General features: G+C 73.5%; 16 protein-coding genes and 1 pseudogene. 7 read left to right on the top strand and 10 right to left on the bottom strand.

Annotated elements, in window-relative coordinates:
• Nucleotides 1-340 precede the first annotated feature (340 nt).
• The gene (locus ACWEMJ_RS18215; RefSeq protein WP_452138067.1) at nt 341-865 is read left to right on the top strand and encodes a hypothetical protein; all 525 of its coding nucleotides are present in this window, start codon (nt 341-343) and stop codon (nt 863-865) included.
• Here the strand turns inward: ACWEMJ_RS18215 and ACWEMJ_RS18210 are convergent.
• Nucleotides 807-1,313: a hypothetical protein gene (locus ACWEMJ_RS18210; protein ID WP_452138066.1), complete on the bottom strand. Its 507-nt coding sequence runs from the start codon at nt 1,311-1,313 to the stop codon at nt 807-809. The genes ACWEMJ_RS18215 and ACWEMJ_RS18210 overlap by 59 nt on opposite strands.
• A gap of 67 nt (nt 1,314-1,380) precedes the next feature.
• On the opposite strand from ACWEMJ_RS18210, the gene ACWEMJ_RS18205 reads away from it, so the two are divergent.
• Complete coding sequence (locus tag ACWEMJ_RS18205; RefSeq protein WP_452138065.1) at nt 1,381-1,509, top strand: hypothetical protein; 129 nt, start codon at nt 1,381-1,383, stop codon at nt 1,507-1,509.
• A gap of 72 nt (nt 1,510-1,581) precedes the next feature.
• On the opposite strand, the gene ACWEMJ_RS18200 is transcribed toward ACWEMJ_RS18205, so the two are convergent.
• Together ACWEMJ_RS18200 and ACWEMJ_RS18195 are read right to left on the bottom strand one after the other, a co-directional pair.
• A complete protein-coding gene (locus tag ACWEMJ_RS18200) occupies nt 1,582-1,869 on the bottom strand; it encodes a hypothetical protein (protein ID WP_452138064.1) in 288 nt (95 codons plus the stop codon).
• 462 nt (nt 1,870-2,331) lie between these two features.
• Nucleotides 2,332-2,490, bottom strand: a pseudogene (locus tag ACWEMJ_RS18195) (IS5/IS1182 family transposase); the annotation flags it as partial.
• Nucleotides 2,491-2,743: 253 nt separating this feature from the next.
• On the opposite strand from ACWEMJ_RS18195, the gene ACWEMJ_RS18190 reads away from it, so the two are divergent.
• Both ACWEMJ_RS18190 and ACWEMJ_RS18185 read left to right on the top strand, forming a co-directional pair.
• Nucleotides 2,744-3,955: a glycoside hydrolase family 6 protein gene (locus ACWEMJ_RS18190; protein WP_452138063.1), complete on the top strand. Its 1,212-nt coding sequence runs from the start codon at nt 2,744-2,746 to the stop codon at nt 3,953-3,955.
• A gap of 256 nt (nt 3,956-4,211) precedes the next feature.
• Nucleotides 4,212-4,598 (top strand): hypothetical protein, encoded by a 387-nt coding sequence (locus ACWEMJ_RS18185; protein ID WP_452138062.1) that lies wholly within the window; start codon nt 4,212-4,214, stop codon nt 4,596-4,598.
• Here ACWEMJ_RS18185 and ACWEMJ_RS18180 read toward each other — a convergent pair whose 3' ends face one another.
• Nucleotides 4,599-5,060, bottom strand: coding sequence for a MarR family winged helix-turn-helix transcriptional regulator (locus tag ACWEMJ_RS18180; protein WP_452138061.1), 462 nt, complete (start codon nt 5,058-5,060; stop codon nt 4,599-4,601).
• Nucleotides 5,061-5,173: 113 nt separating this feature from the next.
• Between ACWEMJ_RS18180 and ACWEMJ_RS18175 the strand changes: the two genes are divergently transcribed.
• Complete coding sequence (locus ACWEMJ_RS18175) at nt 5,174-6,022, top strand: alpha/beta fold hydrolase (RefSeq protein ID WP_452138060.1); 849 nt, start codon at nt 5,174-5,176, stop codon at nt 6,020-6,022.
• A gap of 2 nt (nt 6,023-6,024) precedes the next feature.
• Here the strand turns inward: ACWEMJ_RS18175 and ACWEMJ_RS18170 are convergent, their stop codons facing one another.
• Nucleotides 6,025-6,384, bottom strand: a complete 360-nt coding sequence (locus ACWEMJ_RS18170) for a 5-carboxymethyl-2-hydroxymuconate Delta-isomerase (RefSeq protein ID WP_452138059.1) — start codon at nt 6,382-6,384, stop codon at nt 6,025-6,027.
• Nucleotides 6,385-6,721: 337 nt separating this feature from the next.
• Between ACWEMJ_RS18170 and ACWEMJ_RS18165 the strand changes: the two genes are divergently transcribed.
• Nucleotides 6,722-8,755 carry a SpoIIE family protein phosphatase gene (locus ACWEMJ_RS18165; RefSeq protein WP_452138058.1) on the top strand — a complete coding sequence of 678 codons (2,034 nt, stop codon included), beginning with the start codon at nt 6,722-6,724 and terminating at the stop codon, nt 8,753-8,755.
• On the opposite strand, the gene ACWEMJ_RS18160 is transcribed toward ACWEMJ_RS18165, so the two are convergent.
• On the bottom strand, nt 8,733-9,155 hold the full coding sequence (locus ACWEMJ_RS18160; protein ID WP_452138057.1) for an SRPBCC family protein: 423 nt from the start codon (nt 9,153-9,155) through the stop codon (nt 8,733-8,735). The two genes, ACWEMJ_RS18165 and ACWEMJ_RS18160, sit on opposite strands and share 23 nt — an antisense overlap.
• 154 nt (nt 9,156-9,309) lie before the next feature.
• On the opposite strand from ACWEMJ_RS18160, the gene ACWEMJ_RS18155 reads away from it, so the two are divergent.
• Nucleotides 9,310-9,972: a hypothetical protein gene (locus ACWEMJ_RS18155; RefSeq protein WP_452138056.1), complete on the top strand. Its 663-nt coding sequence runs from the start codon at nt 9,310-9,312 to the stop codon at nt 9,970-9,972.
• A 58-nt stretch (nt 9,973-10,030) separates the two neighbouring features.
• Here the strand turns inward: ACWEMJ_RS18155 and ACWEMJ_RS18150 are convergent, their stop codons facing one another.
• The 4 genes from ACWEMJ_RS18150 to ACWEMJ_RS18135 form a co-directional block, all read right to left on the bottom strand.
• Entirely contained in the window at nt 10,031-10,417 is a 387-nt protein-coding gene (locus tag ACWEMJ_RS18150) for a tetratricopeptide repeat protein (protein ID WP_452138055.1), read from the bottom strand.
• 79 nt (nt 10,418-10,496) lie between these two features.
• On the bottom strand, nt 10,497-11,948 hold the full coding sequence (locus ACWEMJ_RS18145) for a hypothetical protein (RefSeq protein WP_452138054.1): 1,452 nt from the start codon (nt 11,946-11,948) through the stop codon (nt 10,497-10,499).
• 188 nt (nt 11,949-12,136) lie between these two features.
• Entirely contained in the window at nt 12,137-12,589 is a 453-nt protein-coding gene (locus tag ACWEMJ_RS18140) for a Zn-ribbon domain-containing OB-fold protein (protein WP_452138053.1), read from the bottom strand.
• 177 nt (nt 12,590-12,766) lie between these two features.
• Nucleotides 12,767-13,483, bottom strand: coding sequence for a TetR family transcriptional regulator (locus ACWEMJ_RS18135; protein ID WP_452138052.1), 717 nt, complete (start codon nt 13,481-13,483; stop codon nt 12,767-12,769).
• Nucleotides 13,484-13,685: the final 202 nt, after the last annotated feature.

The following is a 13,685-nucleotide window of genomic DNA, read 5'->3' as shown; positions in this document are numbered from 1 at the left end:
TCGCGGCCCAAGCGCCGGGCGATAGCCGAGATGGACCAGCCCTGCCGACGCAGCGCATGAGCGCCCACGTCTTCCCGCGTCAGCACCAGGGCTCCCGAACAGGCCGAACTCATTGCAAACGCATACTTTCCAACCGGAAACGAACCAATCGGATATGACAGATAACACCACCCGAAGGGTGCGGAGGCCCACTGCGCAGGTTGACCGGACGGCCGAGCAGAGTGCGCGCAGGGCGCAGCTCCGGCTGCTCTCCCTGCTCGGCCGTCCGATATGTTCTCCGGGACTTGCAGTCGGAGGACGGTGCGCTCGGCGCCCAGATTCCTGATCAGGGAGACGAGCAGTGACCTCAGCTCTGGTAAGGGAGATAGCCGATCTGGTCGGATGGGATCGCTCCAGAACGGCAGACATCGACTGGGCGCCAGCCGAGCAGACCCTGGGGATAAGAATTCCCGGATCATTCAAAGAAATTGCGGAAGTGTTCGGTCCCGGCGAGTTCAGTCAGTACCTGTTCGTCTCCGGCCCGGGAGGCGAACACGCCAGCGAGTCCCTGGTGCGCGAGGCGGCCCTCTGGTCAGAGCCCACCATCAGCGCTGACCTCATACACCCGTACCTGCCGCGTCCCGCAGCCGGAGGACTGGTGGCATGGGGGCGCACGTGCCAAGCCGACATATTTTTCTGGCTCCCCGAATCTGATGACCCGGACTCGTGGCCAATCCTCGCACTGGAGGAAGACTTCGCCGGTTGGCACAGATTCGATATGACCGTTCCAGAATTCATCCTCAAAGTTATCGGCCCCAGCGGAGGAGTTAGCCCGTTTTCGGTCGGGGACATCGTCCTTCCGTCCTTTCAGCCTTTGGATCGTTGACAGGGGCGCTGCGGCCGATCAACTTGGCCAGACCGGGGCGACGCATGATCCAGGTCGCGACGTATCTGCGCACCACGCCCTTGCTGCCGCGGTAGCCGCGCTCGTGGATCTCCCGATAGAGCCGGGCGGCATTCGTGCCGCCGGTGCGGTATCGCTGCTGAATGTAGGACGTGAACCGGGCGAGGAGTTCGGGCCTCCGATCCCGCGCAGAGGCCACGAGGTCGTCGAGGTCACTGGTCGCGCAGCGTCGTACGGTCTTGCGGTCGAGCTGGAGCTCCCGGCTGATGGCACTGAGGTTGTCGCCGCGGTTGAGCCTGTCGTGGACGTCTTTGTGTCGTTGCCGGACCCGGGCGATGATCTGGCTGTCCGGCGGGTCGCCTGCGGGTGGGACCGGTTCGATCAGGGCCAGGATGGTGTCGGGGGCCGTCAGGTCGGCGTCCTTGCGCATGCAGGCGCGGTGGGCGCCGTGCCGCAGGTGTGGCCCTTGCTCGGATGACCGCCTCGGTGGCCCGGCCGTGGCGCTCCGTCAGGCGCTGGACCTGCTCGGCGAACGTCCGGCGGCTACACCCACCGTGACCGCAGAAGAATCGACGGACCGGCAGGATCAGGACGACGAGTCGGACGCCGAGCGGTCGGTCAACTGATCGAAAGTGACTGCCCCTCATCATCGGGTCACAGAATTCTGCAACAGTCCCAGATGGCGCGATCGCAACGGCTCAGCCGTGCAGGCCCCACCTGTCGAGGCCGGAGTAGATGACGGCAGTCCGGTATCCGGGCTTGGCGAAGCACTCGGCCTCACCCGTGTAGACCGCGATCAGTGAGTCTGTGCCTCGCCACCACCCGTCGGCCAGTGCTTCCACCTCTGGAACCGGTTCGTAGAGCCCGAGTTGAAGAGCGTCGACGTCCTCCCCGGTGACCTTGGTGATCTGCTTCGCCCACGCCGCCGCGTGATGAGCGAGTGCGACTGACTCGACCCACCCTTCGACGCTCGCATGCAGCGGCACCCATCGCTCGGCGTGGATTCCGAACTCGGTCTCCGGCCTCGAACCACCACCCGCCCGTCGGCGTCCCCTCCGGCGCGTCCGGGCGGAAGATCCTCGGCCCGCCGTCATACATCGGCGCCGGCGGAAGCACCAAGCCGCCCCAACGCTCGTCGAAGGCCACGACCCTGTCGACCTCCGCTGCCGGGATCCCGTGCTCCACCCAGCGGCTCCGATACTGCTCGCCCCCCAGGCCTTCGACTCGGAGGCCGTGTACAGCAACGAAGGATCGAGCCCGTCGGGAGAGCCCGTCAGGTGGACTACCGAGATGACGATTCACCCGATGGACGGTACACAGCGCGGAGCACTCAGCAGCCCCGGGGGCTCCGAACCGATGGCCTGGACGACCCGTTGATCACTTCTTCTTCCCCACCTCCGTGATCGTCACGAAATGTGTGTCACAGCCAAATTCAAAGAGCGCCATCAGCCCGAGGTCGCCACGAAGACGATCGCGGCCAGCACTTCACGGTCTCCGGCCCGCCGTCGGCCGCCGCCCTGCGGACGCTGAACGACCGTCGGTGACACCACCGGTCGAAACAACTCCCACAGCTCGTCCGGGACCAGGCGCTCAACAAAGCTCTCCACGACCACTCAAGGACCTCTGGCACCAAAAGAAACGATGTCTTAGGGGGATCTGGTGCGGGGCGCTCCGGGCCGCCGTGGCTGCCGGCGGCGGTAGGGGAGACGCCGGCGGGCTCTTGGCCTGCTGGGGGTGAAAGTTTCACGGGTGGGGTGCGGGGTTCCGGGCGGGGGCGGGGTGGGGGTTGACGGGTGGGTGGGCGGGGTGGGTGCATGGCGGCCGTTGGCGGAGGTCGGAGTGGGTCGGGAGAGGGTTGCCATGCGTCGTCGTACATCCCGTCGGGTGCGGGCCGGGTTGGCTCTCGCCGTGCTGCTGGTGTCGGGTCTCGGGGCCGCGTCGGCCGAGGCGGCCGGTGGGGCGGAGCGGTCGTTGGGGGCGGACTCGCGCTTCTACGTCGAGCCGGACAGTGGGGCACTCCGGCAGGCGTTGGCGGACCTGAAGGCCGGTGACCTGCCGGGCGCCCTCGCGATGGCCGAGCTGGGGTCGTGGCCGGTGGCGCAGTGGTTCAACGGGACGGCGTCGCCCGCGCAGACCACCGAGGCGATGTCCGCGCTGCAGACGAAGGCGGCGCGGGCCCGGCAGGTGCCGGTGGCGGTGGCGTACAACGTGCCGGGCCGGGACTGCTCGCAGTACTCGGCGGGCGGCGCGGCGAACAGCGCCGAGTACGCGGCGTGGGTGGACGCCCTCGCGCGCGGCATCGGCGACCGGACGACGGTGGTGGTGCTGGAACCGGACGGCCTCGCGCTGTCGCCCGCGTTCTGCGGCGGGACGGCCGCCCAGCAGCAGGACCGGCTGGCCGAGATCGGGGCGGCCGTGGACCGGCTGGCGCAGCAGCGCGGCGCGCTGGTCTACCTGGACGGCGGGCACAGCGGCTGGCAGAACGTCGGCACCCAGGCCCAGCTGCTGATCGACGGCGGGGTGGCCCGCGCCCGGGGCTTCTTCCTGAACGTGTCGAACTACATGACGGACGCGTCGCTGATCCGGTACGGCACCCAGGTGTCGAAGTGCGTCTGGTACCTGGAGCACACGCCGGGCGCCACCGCCGACAGCTGCGCCAACCAGTACTGGCCGGCCGCCGACGCGGACGCCTGGTACGCGTCGCACGTCCCCGCGGACGCCACGCTCACCCACTTCGTGATCGACAGCAGCCGCAACGGCCAGGGCCCGTGGACCCCGCCGGCCGGCAAGTACACCGGCGACCCGCAGACCTGGTGCAACCCGCCCGGCCGCGGCCTCGGCACCCGTCCGACCGCCGCCACCGGCGTGCCCCTGCTCGACGCGTACCTGTGGGTGAAGGTCCCGGGCGAGTCCGACGGCAGCTGCACCCGGGGCACCGCCGGGCCCACCGACCCCGAGTACGGCATCGTCGACCCGGCGGCCGGCGCCTGGTGGCCCGAGCAGGCGCTGACCCTGGTCCGCAACGCCTCGCCGAAGCTCGGCTTCAACACCGGCGCGCTGCCCGGACACTGAGCCCGCTCGGAATCGGGCAGCCGGCGGGGTACGGAATCCGCCCCGCCGGTTGTCGGAGAAAGCAGCACAGTTCGTGCCCCCCTCCTGCGGATTCGCCGCCGGGAGAGGGGCGCGGAGGCTGGCCGAATCATTTCCCCCAGCGCCGGGCGTTACTGCCCGATCTGTTTCTCCTGCCGAAAAACCGTGGGAGTGTGGCGGCTGCTCGGCTCGGGCAGACCGAATGGGCCAATTCGTTCACACAGGGGGGAACTCGACCATGCGCATCGGAAAACGCCTCGCCACCCTCACGTCCGGCGGCCTGCTGCTCGCCGCCACGCTCGGCTTCGGAACCGCCGCTCCCGCACAGGCGGCGGACTGCGATGTCCCGCCGGCGGGCAGCATGTGCCTGCACATCCACAACGTGGGCACCAACCAGTGGTACTGGGAGGGTCCGTGGTACTCCTGCGTGATCCACAACCTCGACTGGTCCGAGATGGCCACCTGGATCAACAACAACCAGACCGGCGGGGTGCGGACCACGTTCTACTACGGCCAGAACGGCACCGGCGGCGTCCTCGGCAGCGTCTCGCAGGACTACTCCGGCCGCCCGCCCGGCTACTCGAACGCCGACCTCTCCGCTGCCAAGTCCGTCCGCGTCTGCTGATCACCCCGCGTGGCGGCCGACCAGCGAGCGCATCGCGGCCAGGAAGCCCTCCACCGCGGCGAGTTCGGCGGCGGACAGGCCCTCCACCAGGGCGACGGTGTCGCCGATGAGCGGGCCGAAGAAGGACTCGCCGAGGGCGACCGCCTGCTCGGTGACCTCCAGCAGGACGCGGCGGCGGTCGTGCGGGTCGCGGGTGCGGCGGAGGTGGCCGTGGCGTTCGAGGCGGTCCAGGACGGCGGTGGTGCCGGCGGAGTTCAGGCGCAGTTCGCGGCCGAGCAGGCCGGGGGTGGCGGGCGTCCCGTCGCGGGCGGCGTCCAGCAGGACGATCAGGGCGCGCAGGTCGGTGGGGTGGAGCCGGTGGCGCTGCGCGAAGGTGGCGGCGAGGAGGTCCAGCTCGACGGTCAGGGCGCGGAGTTGACGCACCGTCCGCAGGCCGCGGTGGTCGGGGAGTTGCTCGGTCATGCGGGGCGTCCTCTCGACGGGGGTGCCTGCGCGGGCGGACGGGCAGCCGCATAGTATCTCGCCGAGCGAGACACTCGCTCGGCGAGACAACTCTGCCCGCGGAGGCTACTGCCATGGCGTTCGACCGTTCCGCCTTCCTGACCGCGTACGACACCCTGCTCGGCCGCTGGCCCGTCCCCGTCGAGGCGATCGACGTCCGGACGCCGTACGGCACCACCCGGGTGAACGCCGCCGGTGCGGCCGGCGCGCCGCCGCTGGTGCTGCTCCACGGCGGCGGCTCGACCGCCGCGAGCTGGTGGGCCAACGCTGGTGAACTCGCCCGCGAGGCACGGGTGTTCGCCGTCGACCGGATCGGCGAGGCCGGCCGCTCCGCACGCGACGGACAGCGCCCGCTGCGCACCGTCGAGGACCTGCACGACTGGCTGGACGCCGTCCTGGACGGCCTCGGCCTGGAACGCACCGCCCTGTGCGGGCACTCCTACGGCGGCTGGATCGCGCTCGGCCACGCGCTGCGCCGCCCGGAACGGATCGACCGCCTCGCGCTGCTCGACCCCACCGGCTGCTTCACCGGCTACGCACCGCACTACCTGCTGCGCGCGGCCCCGATGCTGGCCCGCCCCAGCGAGGCCCGGGCGCGCGCGTTCCTCGCCTGGGAGACCCGCGGCGTCCCCCTCGACCCGGACTGGACCCGCCTGTACGGCCTCGCCGCGACCTTCCCCGCCGCCCGCCCGATCACCGGCCCCCGCCCCACCCCCGCGGCGTTCGCCGCCCTGCGCGCCCGCTGCCTGCTGCTGGTCGCGGCCGACAGCCGCTCCCACCGTCCGCGCACCCTCGCCGCGAACGCCGCCCGACTGCTCCCGCAGGCCGAGCTGCGCACCCTGGACGGCGTCTCCCACCACGCCCTGCCGTACACCCGGGCGGCGGAGCTGAACGCGCGGCTGACGGCGTTCCTGCGCGGGTAGCGCTACCAGCCGGTGCGCAGCCGGTACGACGGGGTGAGGTCGCGGACCTCCGCCGAGCGGACCACCTCGCGGCCGAGGACGGGCCGCAGGTGCTTGTCCAGCAGCCGCAGCACCTCCTCGGACAGGCGGGCCTTCAGGCCCTCCGGCCGCCCCGGCAGCAGGCCGATCGCGATGTGCACGAAGGCGGTCAACTGGCCGTCCGAGTCGTCCACCCAGGTCTCCGCCGCCTGCCGGAAGAAGGTCTTGCACACGCCCCGGGAGGTCACCCACTCGCGCACCAGCGGGTGCAGTTCGCGGACGAAGCCGGGGCGGTCGAAGGAGTCGGCCAGCTGGGGCGAGTAGTCGACGGTGATGTGGGGCATGGCGGGACCTTCTTCGCACGCAGATGCTTGGCTTCTACACCTGCCATCTAAAACCCGCCCACCCCCGGCCCTGCGCCCGGGGTCCCGCACACCGGACCCGGGGGCGGACCGACGCCCCCGCGGCGGAGCCGGTGACAGGACGTCAGAACGACGGACGCCGGTCGTGGGCGGCCCGTCGGCGGGGGAAATCCGAGCGCGGCCATTGGCCCGCCCGGAGCGGGGAGTGTAGGAATGGGCGTATGACCCGGTTTCGGGCAGCACCCGGCGGACGAACCGGCGCGGCGGGCCACCCCACCCCGCGCCGGACGGCCATGACCCCACCGCCGGGGCGGCGCGGATGACCGGGCAGACGCGCCCGCCGGCGGGCGCCGAACCGGCCGTCGTCCGCGAAGGCCTGCTGCTGGTCGACGCCGACCGGCACCTGATGCACGCCAACGACGAGGCCCGCCGGCTGCTGGAACTGCCCGCCGACTGCGAGGGCCGACCGGTGGGCGCCCTCGGACTGCCCGCCGACCTGATCGAGCTGCTGGACGGCGGAACGGACCTCACCGACACCCCCCTCGTCGTCCACGGCCGCACCCTCGGCCTCGACCTGCGCCACACCGCCCGCGCCGGCGGCCCGACCTGCCTGGTCGCCACGCTGCGCGACACCGCCGTCCTCGCCGACCCGGACACCGCCCGCCGCCGCCTGGAACTGCTCTACCGGGCCGGCGGCTCCATCGGCAGCACGCTCGACATCACCCGCACCTGCGAGGAACTCGCCGCCGCCCTCGTCCCCGACTTCGCCGACTTCGCCTGCGTCGACCTCTGCGAAGGCGTCCTGGACGGCGGCGAACCCCGCCCCGCCCGGAACGGGACGATGCGCCGGGCCGCACTCACCGGGATCACCGCGCAGCCGCCGCTGCTCCCGCCCGGCTCCGCCGTGCCGATCGTCCCCGGCACCCCGCGCTCCCGGGCCGTCGGCACCGCCCGCCCGGTGGTCGAGCCCGACCTGTCGGCGGCCCTCGACGTGTGGGACGAGGTCAGCCCGGGCACCGTCGACGCCATGCGCGACGAGCAGGTGCACACCCTGATCGTGGCGCCGCTGACCGTCGGCGACACCCTGCTCGGCGTCGCCACGTTCTGGCGCGCCCGCCCCCGGCCCGCCTTCGACGAGGAGGACGGCGCCCTCGCCGAGGAGCTGACCGCCCGGGCCGCCGTGCTGGTCGACAACGCCCGCCGCTACACCCGCGAACACACCATGGCGGTCGCCCTCCAGCACAGCCTGCTGCCCGCCGGACTGCCCGAACAGCAGGCCCTGGAGGTCGCCTCCCGCTACCTGCCCGCGCAGGCCGGCGTCGGCGGCGACTGGTTCGACGTGATCCCGCTGTCCGGCGCCCGGGTCGCCCTGGTGGTCGGCGACGTGGTCGGCCACGGCGTGCACGCCGCCGCCACCATGGGACGGCTGCGCACCGCCGTGCACACCTTCTCCTCGCTCGACCTGGCCCCCGAGGAACTGCTCGGCCACCTCGACGCCCTGGTCAACCGCCTCGACCAGGAGAACCCCCGCCCGGACGGCGGCGAACGCCCGATCACCGGCGCGACCTGCCTGTACGCCGTCTACGACCCCGTCACCCGCCGCTGCAGCCTCGCCCGGGCCGGCCACCTGCCGCCCGCCGTGGTGCACCCCGACGGGCACGTGGAGATCCCCGACCTGCCCGCCGGACCGCCGCTCGGCATCGGCCAACTGCCCTACGAGACCGTCGAGTTGGAGCTGCCCGAGGGCAGCAGGCTGGTGCTCTACACGGACGGGCTGGTGGAGTCCCGGGCGCACGACCTCGACCACGGCCTGAAACTGCTGCGCACCGCGCTCTCCCACCCGGGCCGCAGCCCCCGGGAGACCTGCGACGACCTGCTCGACGCGCTGCTGCCCGCCAGCCCCGCCGACGACATCGCCCTGCTGGTGGCCCGCACCCGGGCGCTGCCCGCCGACCACGTCGCCGACTGGGACGTGCCCGCCGACCCGGCCGCCGTCGCCCGGGTGCGCGCCGCCGTCACCCGCCGGCTGGAGGACTGGGGCCTGACCGAGCAGGCGTTCGCCGCCGAACTCGTGCTCAGCGAACTGATCACCAACGCGATCCGGTACGCCAGCGGCCCGATCCGGGGCCGGCTGCTGCGCGACCGCGCGCTGATCTGCGAGGTCTGGGACGGCTCCGCGACCTCCCCGCACCTGCGGCACGCCACCGACACCGACGAGGGCGGGCGCGGCCTGTTCCTGGTCGCCCAGCTCGCCGAACGCTGGGGCACCCGCTACCCGGCCAGCGGCAAGGTGATCTGGGCCGAACTGCCGATCGGCGCCGGCGAGCCGCTCACTCCTCGCACAACTGCTTGAACAGCTGGAGATCGGCCCGCACCGCCTCCTCCACCGCCCGGCTCTGCGCGAACCCGCGCGGGCCGCCCAGCGCCTCCTTCAGCCGCTCCGGGTCGTACTCCAGCCGCACCTGCACCTGGGTGTGCGCGGCGTCCAGCGGGCGCAGCGCGAAGGTGCCGCGCAGCGGCGGGCCGTCGGTCGCCCAGCTCATCACCCGGCCCCGGCCGTGGTCGGTCAGCTCCGCGTCCACCCGGTGCCGCTCCCCGCCGAACTCCACGTCCAGATCCGCGTGGCGCCGCCCGCGCGCGGTGGCGTGCACCACGCCGCCGACGAACTCCGGATACTCCGCCACCCGGTGCAACTGCGACCACGCCGTCCCCACCGGGGCGGTCACCTCGATCTGCTCCTCCAGCGTCCGCATCACGGGCACCTCCGCACTCTCGACGCCCCCTTCCAGCGTGCAAGCGGCGGCGGCCGACGGCAAAGCCGAGCGGGCCGGCCTGCGGATCCGCTATCGTTCCGGCAGTCGCTCCACCGGATGTGCAGGCCAATTCGCATATGAGTACGGGGACTTGATGCAGGAGCAGCCGACAGCACCGCCCCCGGCCGAGCCGGGCGCCGCCGGGGCACCGCCCGCGCCGCAGCGCTCCGCCGCCAGGACCTGGGGGCTGATCGCCGCCGTGGTGAGCGCGGCCGCCGGCGTGGCGAGTGCGATCGCGGCCTTCATGGCGGGCGGCGGCTCCGGCCCCGCCGCCACCCCCGCGCCCGCCCCGCCCGCCCAGGCCACCTTCACCGCCTCCGGCAGCCCGACCGCCCCCACCGCGCCCGGCGCCGGGGCGAGCGGGACGGCGGCGGCGGTGCGCTGGGCGGGAAAGGTCCGGTTCGGCCTTGCGGGCATCGACCTGGCGGAGATCCCGCCCCGGGCGCGCAACGTCGACGACACGCTGGGCGGCAGCATCTTCCCCAGCGCGCAGCGCAGCGGCGGCAGCGGCATGAAGATCAAGGGCCAGGTCGCCCCGTGGGACGCCGCCGGTGCCCCCACCGCCGAGGGCTGCCGCGACCTGCTGCTGACCCAGCCCCGGCGGGAGGTGGAGGTGCTCGCCGGCGACCGGGTGTGCGTCGTCGACGACCGCTCGCCGATCGGGCTCGTCACCGTCACCGCCACCCACTACGACGACGGCAGTTACGGCGAGCTGGAGGCCGACCTGACGGTCTGGAGCCTGACGCTCGGACGGTGACACGCCGCAGGCCCCGGCCCCCGCACGAGCGGGGAACCGGGGCCTGCGGGCGAACGGGTCAGTCCTGCGGGAACGTGCCCTCGAACGCGGCGGCCAGCCGGAGGAACGGCACCGCCTCCGCGTGCCGGCCCTGGCGCTCCAGGACGCGGCCCAGGACGAGGTGCGCGTAGTGCTCCACCGGGTCGAGCTCGATCACCCGGCGCAGCTCCTCCTCGGCGCGGCGCAGCTGGGCGGAGTGGTAGTACGACCGGGCCAGCAGCAGCCGCGGGCCGACCTGCTCCGGGGCCTCCTCGACCAGCGCGACGAGGATCCGCGCGGCGTCCGCGTACGCCTTCGAGTCGAAGAACAGCTGGGCGCGCACCCAGCGCTCGGCGACCGTCCCCTCGTGGAGGCTCGCCTGCTCGGTCGGCAGGGCGGTGGTCTGGGGGCGGAAGTCGGTGGTCATTGCTTGTTCCTTCCCGTCTCCGGGTTCCTTGTCGGACCTCCCCGGCCCGACGGGTGGTTGAACGTTCACCCACCGGGGTCTATTCCACCGCCCCCGAAGCCCCTCGCCCGCCCGCCGCGAGATCCAGCAACCGCAGCATGAACGGCACCGGCAGCACCGGATTCGCCGCCGCCGCACCCGGACACCCACCCGGCTCCAGCAGCCCCAGCAGCACCTCCAACGACAACCGCGGATCACCCGCCGCCGCCCGCGCCACCGCCCCGTCCGGATCCTCCGCCAGCCGCGCCAGCACCGCCGGCGCCAGCTCCGGATCGCGCAGCGCCGCCAGGCGCAACGCGGGCTCCGGACGATCCGCCCAGGCCGCCAGGCCCGGCGCGGCGAAACGATCCCGCGCGAGTAGCGAGAACGGGCCCAGCTGCTCCGCGTACACCGAGCGCAGCAACTCGCCCGGCGCGTCCGCACAGTGCACCGCCAGCGCCAGGCGCACCGCCGGATCCCCGTCCTGGGCCAGCAGTGCCACCGCCTCGCCCGGCAGCCGCTCCAGCGACGCCACCGCGCGCCGCACCAGCGGATGGGACGAACGGGCCAGCCGCAGCAGCTCCGCCGGATCGTCCGCCCGCCGCGCCACCCACGGCAACTCGGCCGGCGCCGCGTCCGGCACCCCGAAGTCCACCGCGGCCCGCTGCGCCTCCGACAGATCCGCCCGCAGCGACACCGCCAGCCGCACCGCCGCGTCCGGATCGGCCGCCAGGGCCAGCGCCAGATCCGTCGGCAGCTGCGGATTGCCCGCCGCCGCCCGCCGGATCCGCGGATCGTCGTCCAGCACCAGCCACTCGCCGAGCGCGCGCTCCAGGGCGGCCCCCGCCGCCGTGCGCTCCCGGCGCACCGGATCGCTCTCCGCGATGTACCCGGCCAGCGTCACCGGCAGCGGACGCTCCACCCGCAGCGCGCGCTGCACCGCCGCCCGCACCGCCGGATCGCGGTCCGCGCGCAGCGCCGTCCGCACCCGGGCCGGCAGGTGCGCCCAGCTGTCCGCGCCCACCGCCGCCGCCCGCACCAGCGGCGAGCCGTCCTGCGCGAGCCGCACCAGCAACTCCACCGGCAGGCCCAGGCACCCCGGCACCCGGCGGCGGGTGTCCGGATCGCGATCGGCCGCCAGCGCCGCGAGCGCCGACTCCGCGAGCGGCACCCGGTGCGCCGCCGACGCCGCCGCCCGGCGCACCCGGCGCTCACGGTCCCCGGCCAGCACCGCCAGCACCGCCGGCGACAGCTCCGCACGCTCCGCCAGCGCCGCCCGCACCCGCCAGTGCGGATGTCTCAGCGCCGCCTGGGGCACACCGTCCGGCAACTGCGGACGCCGCGCCACCCAGCAGGCGCTGTCACCGTCGACGGAGTCCTCCAGCAGCCGGCACAGCACCTCGGCCGTCGCCGCCGGATTCGCCGCCAGGCCGGCGCGCCACTCCCTTCCCGGCGGTGGGCCGGACAACGGCCGCCAGACGGCGGTCGGCTGATGGGCGCTCAGATCGAGCACGTGTAGTACCTCCCCCGGAACGGCAAACGTCACCGACCCTACCCGCGTGGTGGCGCTCCGTGCACGGGATCACGCCAGGCCCGCGCTTTTGCCGCGCACCGTGGGGGAGCTGTGCGCGTGATGCGGACCACCGGGGAACGGAACGGCCCTCCCGCCGGCGCCCGGCGCCGGCGGGAGGGGGCGCCGGGTCAGCCGCGCGGGACCAGGCGGAAGGTCAGCACCCGGCCGCCCTCCTCGCTGGTCACCAGCTGCACCCGGGCCCCGATCGGCACCGCGCCCGGCAGCCCGCCGAGCACCGCCGCCTGCACGGTGAAGCCCTCGTCCAGCACGATCAGGTACGGGCGCCCCAGCTGCGCGCCCCGGCGGGTCGGGCGCAGCAGCCGCTGCACCGTGCCCTGGCCGGAGGCCACCGCGAGCTCCAGGTCCGCCGACCCGCACACCGGGCACAGCAGACAGGTCACCGCGCTGGCCGAGTGGCACCAGTGGCACCGCCGGTAGCGCAACTCGGCCTCCACGGCCGGGCGTTCGGGCTGCCGCAGGAACGCGGACGGGGCGAAGGGGGAGCCGAACGGGTCGGCGTCGGTGGTGGGGAACGCTGCCGGGGCCGTCGTCGGTGCGGCCGGGGCGAGGGTGGGGGTCATGGCCGTCTCCTAGCTGAGCCGGTGTGCGCCGCCGTACCGCCACCCGGGCGGGCGTGCGGTCGGGGCGGTCTGCCAGAAGGGACGCTATGGCACTCAGTGCCCCGTGTAAAGGTACCGAGTGCCAGTCGGTGCATCGGACCATCGGTGCGACGAACGAGGCCCGCGTGCAAGCGGCGGCTACTGCTCCAGAGCCGCCTCGACGCCCTGCACCACGCGCCACATAGGCGTGCCGCGGCGGGCCACCATCACCACCACCTCCTCGTCCTGCGACTCCGACCGGCCCTCCGCCGCGCCGTCGCCCCAGGTGTCCACCACCAGCTGCAGCGCCTCGTCCACCGCCGCGCCCACGTCGCCCACGCCGCCCGAGCGCAGCCACGCCCGCAGCGCGTAGTTGTGCGCCGCGACCACCGCCGCCGCGATCACGTCGGCGCGCAGCGCGCCGTCCGCGCGGGCCGCGTAGCGGGTGCGCAGATGACTCGCCAGGGTGCGCTCGTAGCGCCACACCACGGACAGCTCGTGGGTGCGCAAGTTCGGTACCTTCTTGGTCAGTTGGTACCGGCCGACGGAGAACGCCGGGTTGCCCGCGTACATCCGCAACACCAGGCGGGCCGCGTCGCAGACCTGCGCCACCGGGTCGCCCGCCGGGTCGGCCTGCTCCAGGAACGCCGTCATGTCCGCCAGGCAGCCGTCGTGGTCCGGGAAGACCACCGCCTCCTTCGAGGGGAAGTACCGGAAGAACGACCGCCGGCCGACCCCCGCGAGCGTGACGATGTCGTCGACCGTCGTCTGCTCGAAGCCCCGCTCCGAGAACAGTTCGAACGCCGCCTCCACCAGGGCATCCCGCATCGTCGGCCGGGTCGCCGTGGTTCCGCCCTGCTCATGCACCTCGCTCATACGTCGGACGGTAGCACCGACCCGGGCCGCAAGGCTGGGCGAGGCTGCACTCAGTGTGCATAATCGGGGGTACTGAGTGCCATCACCGAGGAGACTGCCATGACCCAGGACTTCGACCTCTACCGGCTGGGCGAGGAGCACGAGATGCTCCGTGAGTCGGTGCGTTCGCTGGCGGAGGCGAAGATCGCCCCGTTCGCGGCGG

This window comes from Kitasatospora sp. NPDC004531 (assembly GCF_053602195.1).
Note: the sequence above shows the minus strand (reverse complement) of the source record. Positions and strands in the feature narration are given on the sequence as shown.

What these genes read in the sequence shown, in the direction of transcription:
- ACWEMJ_RS18210 (WP_452138066.1), bottom strand. Translation starts at nt 1,313, where the DNA reads ATGCGCAAGGACGCCGACCTGACGGCCCCCGACACCATCCTGGCCCTG.
- ACWEMJ_RS18190 (WP_452138063.1), top strand. Translation starts at nt 2,744, where the DNA reads ATGCGTCGTCGTACATCCCGTCGGGTGCGGGCCGGGTTGGCTCTCGCC.
- ACWEMJ_RS18185 (WP_452138062.1), top strand. Translation starts at nt 4,212, where the DNA reads ATGCGCATCGGAAAACGCCTCGCCACCCTCACGTCCGGCGGCCTGCTG.
- ACWEMJ_RS18180 (WP_452138061.1), bottom strand. Translation starts at nt 5,060, where the DNA reads ATGACCGAGCAACTCCCCGACCACCGCGGCCTGCGGACGGTGCGTCAA.
- ACWEMJ_RS18175 (WP_452138060.1), top strand. Translation starts at nt 5,174, where the DNA reads ATGGCGTTCGACCGTTCCGCCTTCCTGACCGCGTACGACACCCTGCTC.
- ACWEMJ_RS18170 (WP_452138059.1), bottom strand. Translation starts at nt 6,384, where the DNA reads ATGCCCCACATCACCGTCGACTACTCGCCCCAGCTGGCCGACTCCTTC.
- ACWEMJ_RS18165 (WP_452138058.1), top strand. Translation starts at nt 6,722, where the DNA reads ATGACCGGGCAGACGCGCCCGCCGGCGGGCGCCGAACCGGCCGTCGTC.
- ACWEMJ_RS18160 (WP_452138057.1), bottom strand. Translation starts at nt 9,155, where the DNA reads ATGCGGACGCTGGAGGAGCAGATCGAGGTGACCGCCCCGGTGGGGACG.
- ACWEMJ_RS18155 (WP_452138056.1), top strand. Translation starts at nt 9,310, where the DNA reads ATGCAGGAGCAGCCGACAGCACCGCCCCCGGCCGAGCCGGGCGCCGCC.
- ACWEMJ_RS18150 (WP_452138055.1), bottom strand. Translation starts at nt 10,417, where the DNA reads ATGACCACCGACTTCCGCCCCCAGACCACCGCCCTGCCGACCGAGCAG.
- ACWEMJ_RS18140 (WP_452138053.1), bottom strand. Translation starts at nt 12,589, where the DNA reads ATGACCCCCACCCTCGCCCCGGCCGCACCGACGACGGCCCCGGCAGCG.
- ACWEMJ_RS18135 (WP_452138052.1), bottom strand. Translation starts at nt 13,483, where the DNA reads ATGAGCGAGGTGCATGAGCAGGGCGGAACCACGGCGACCCGGCCGACG.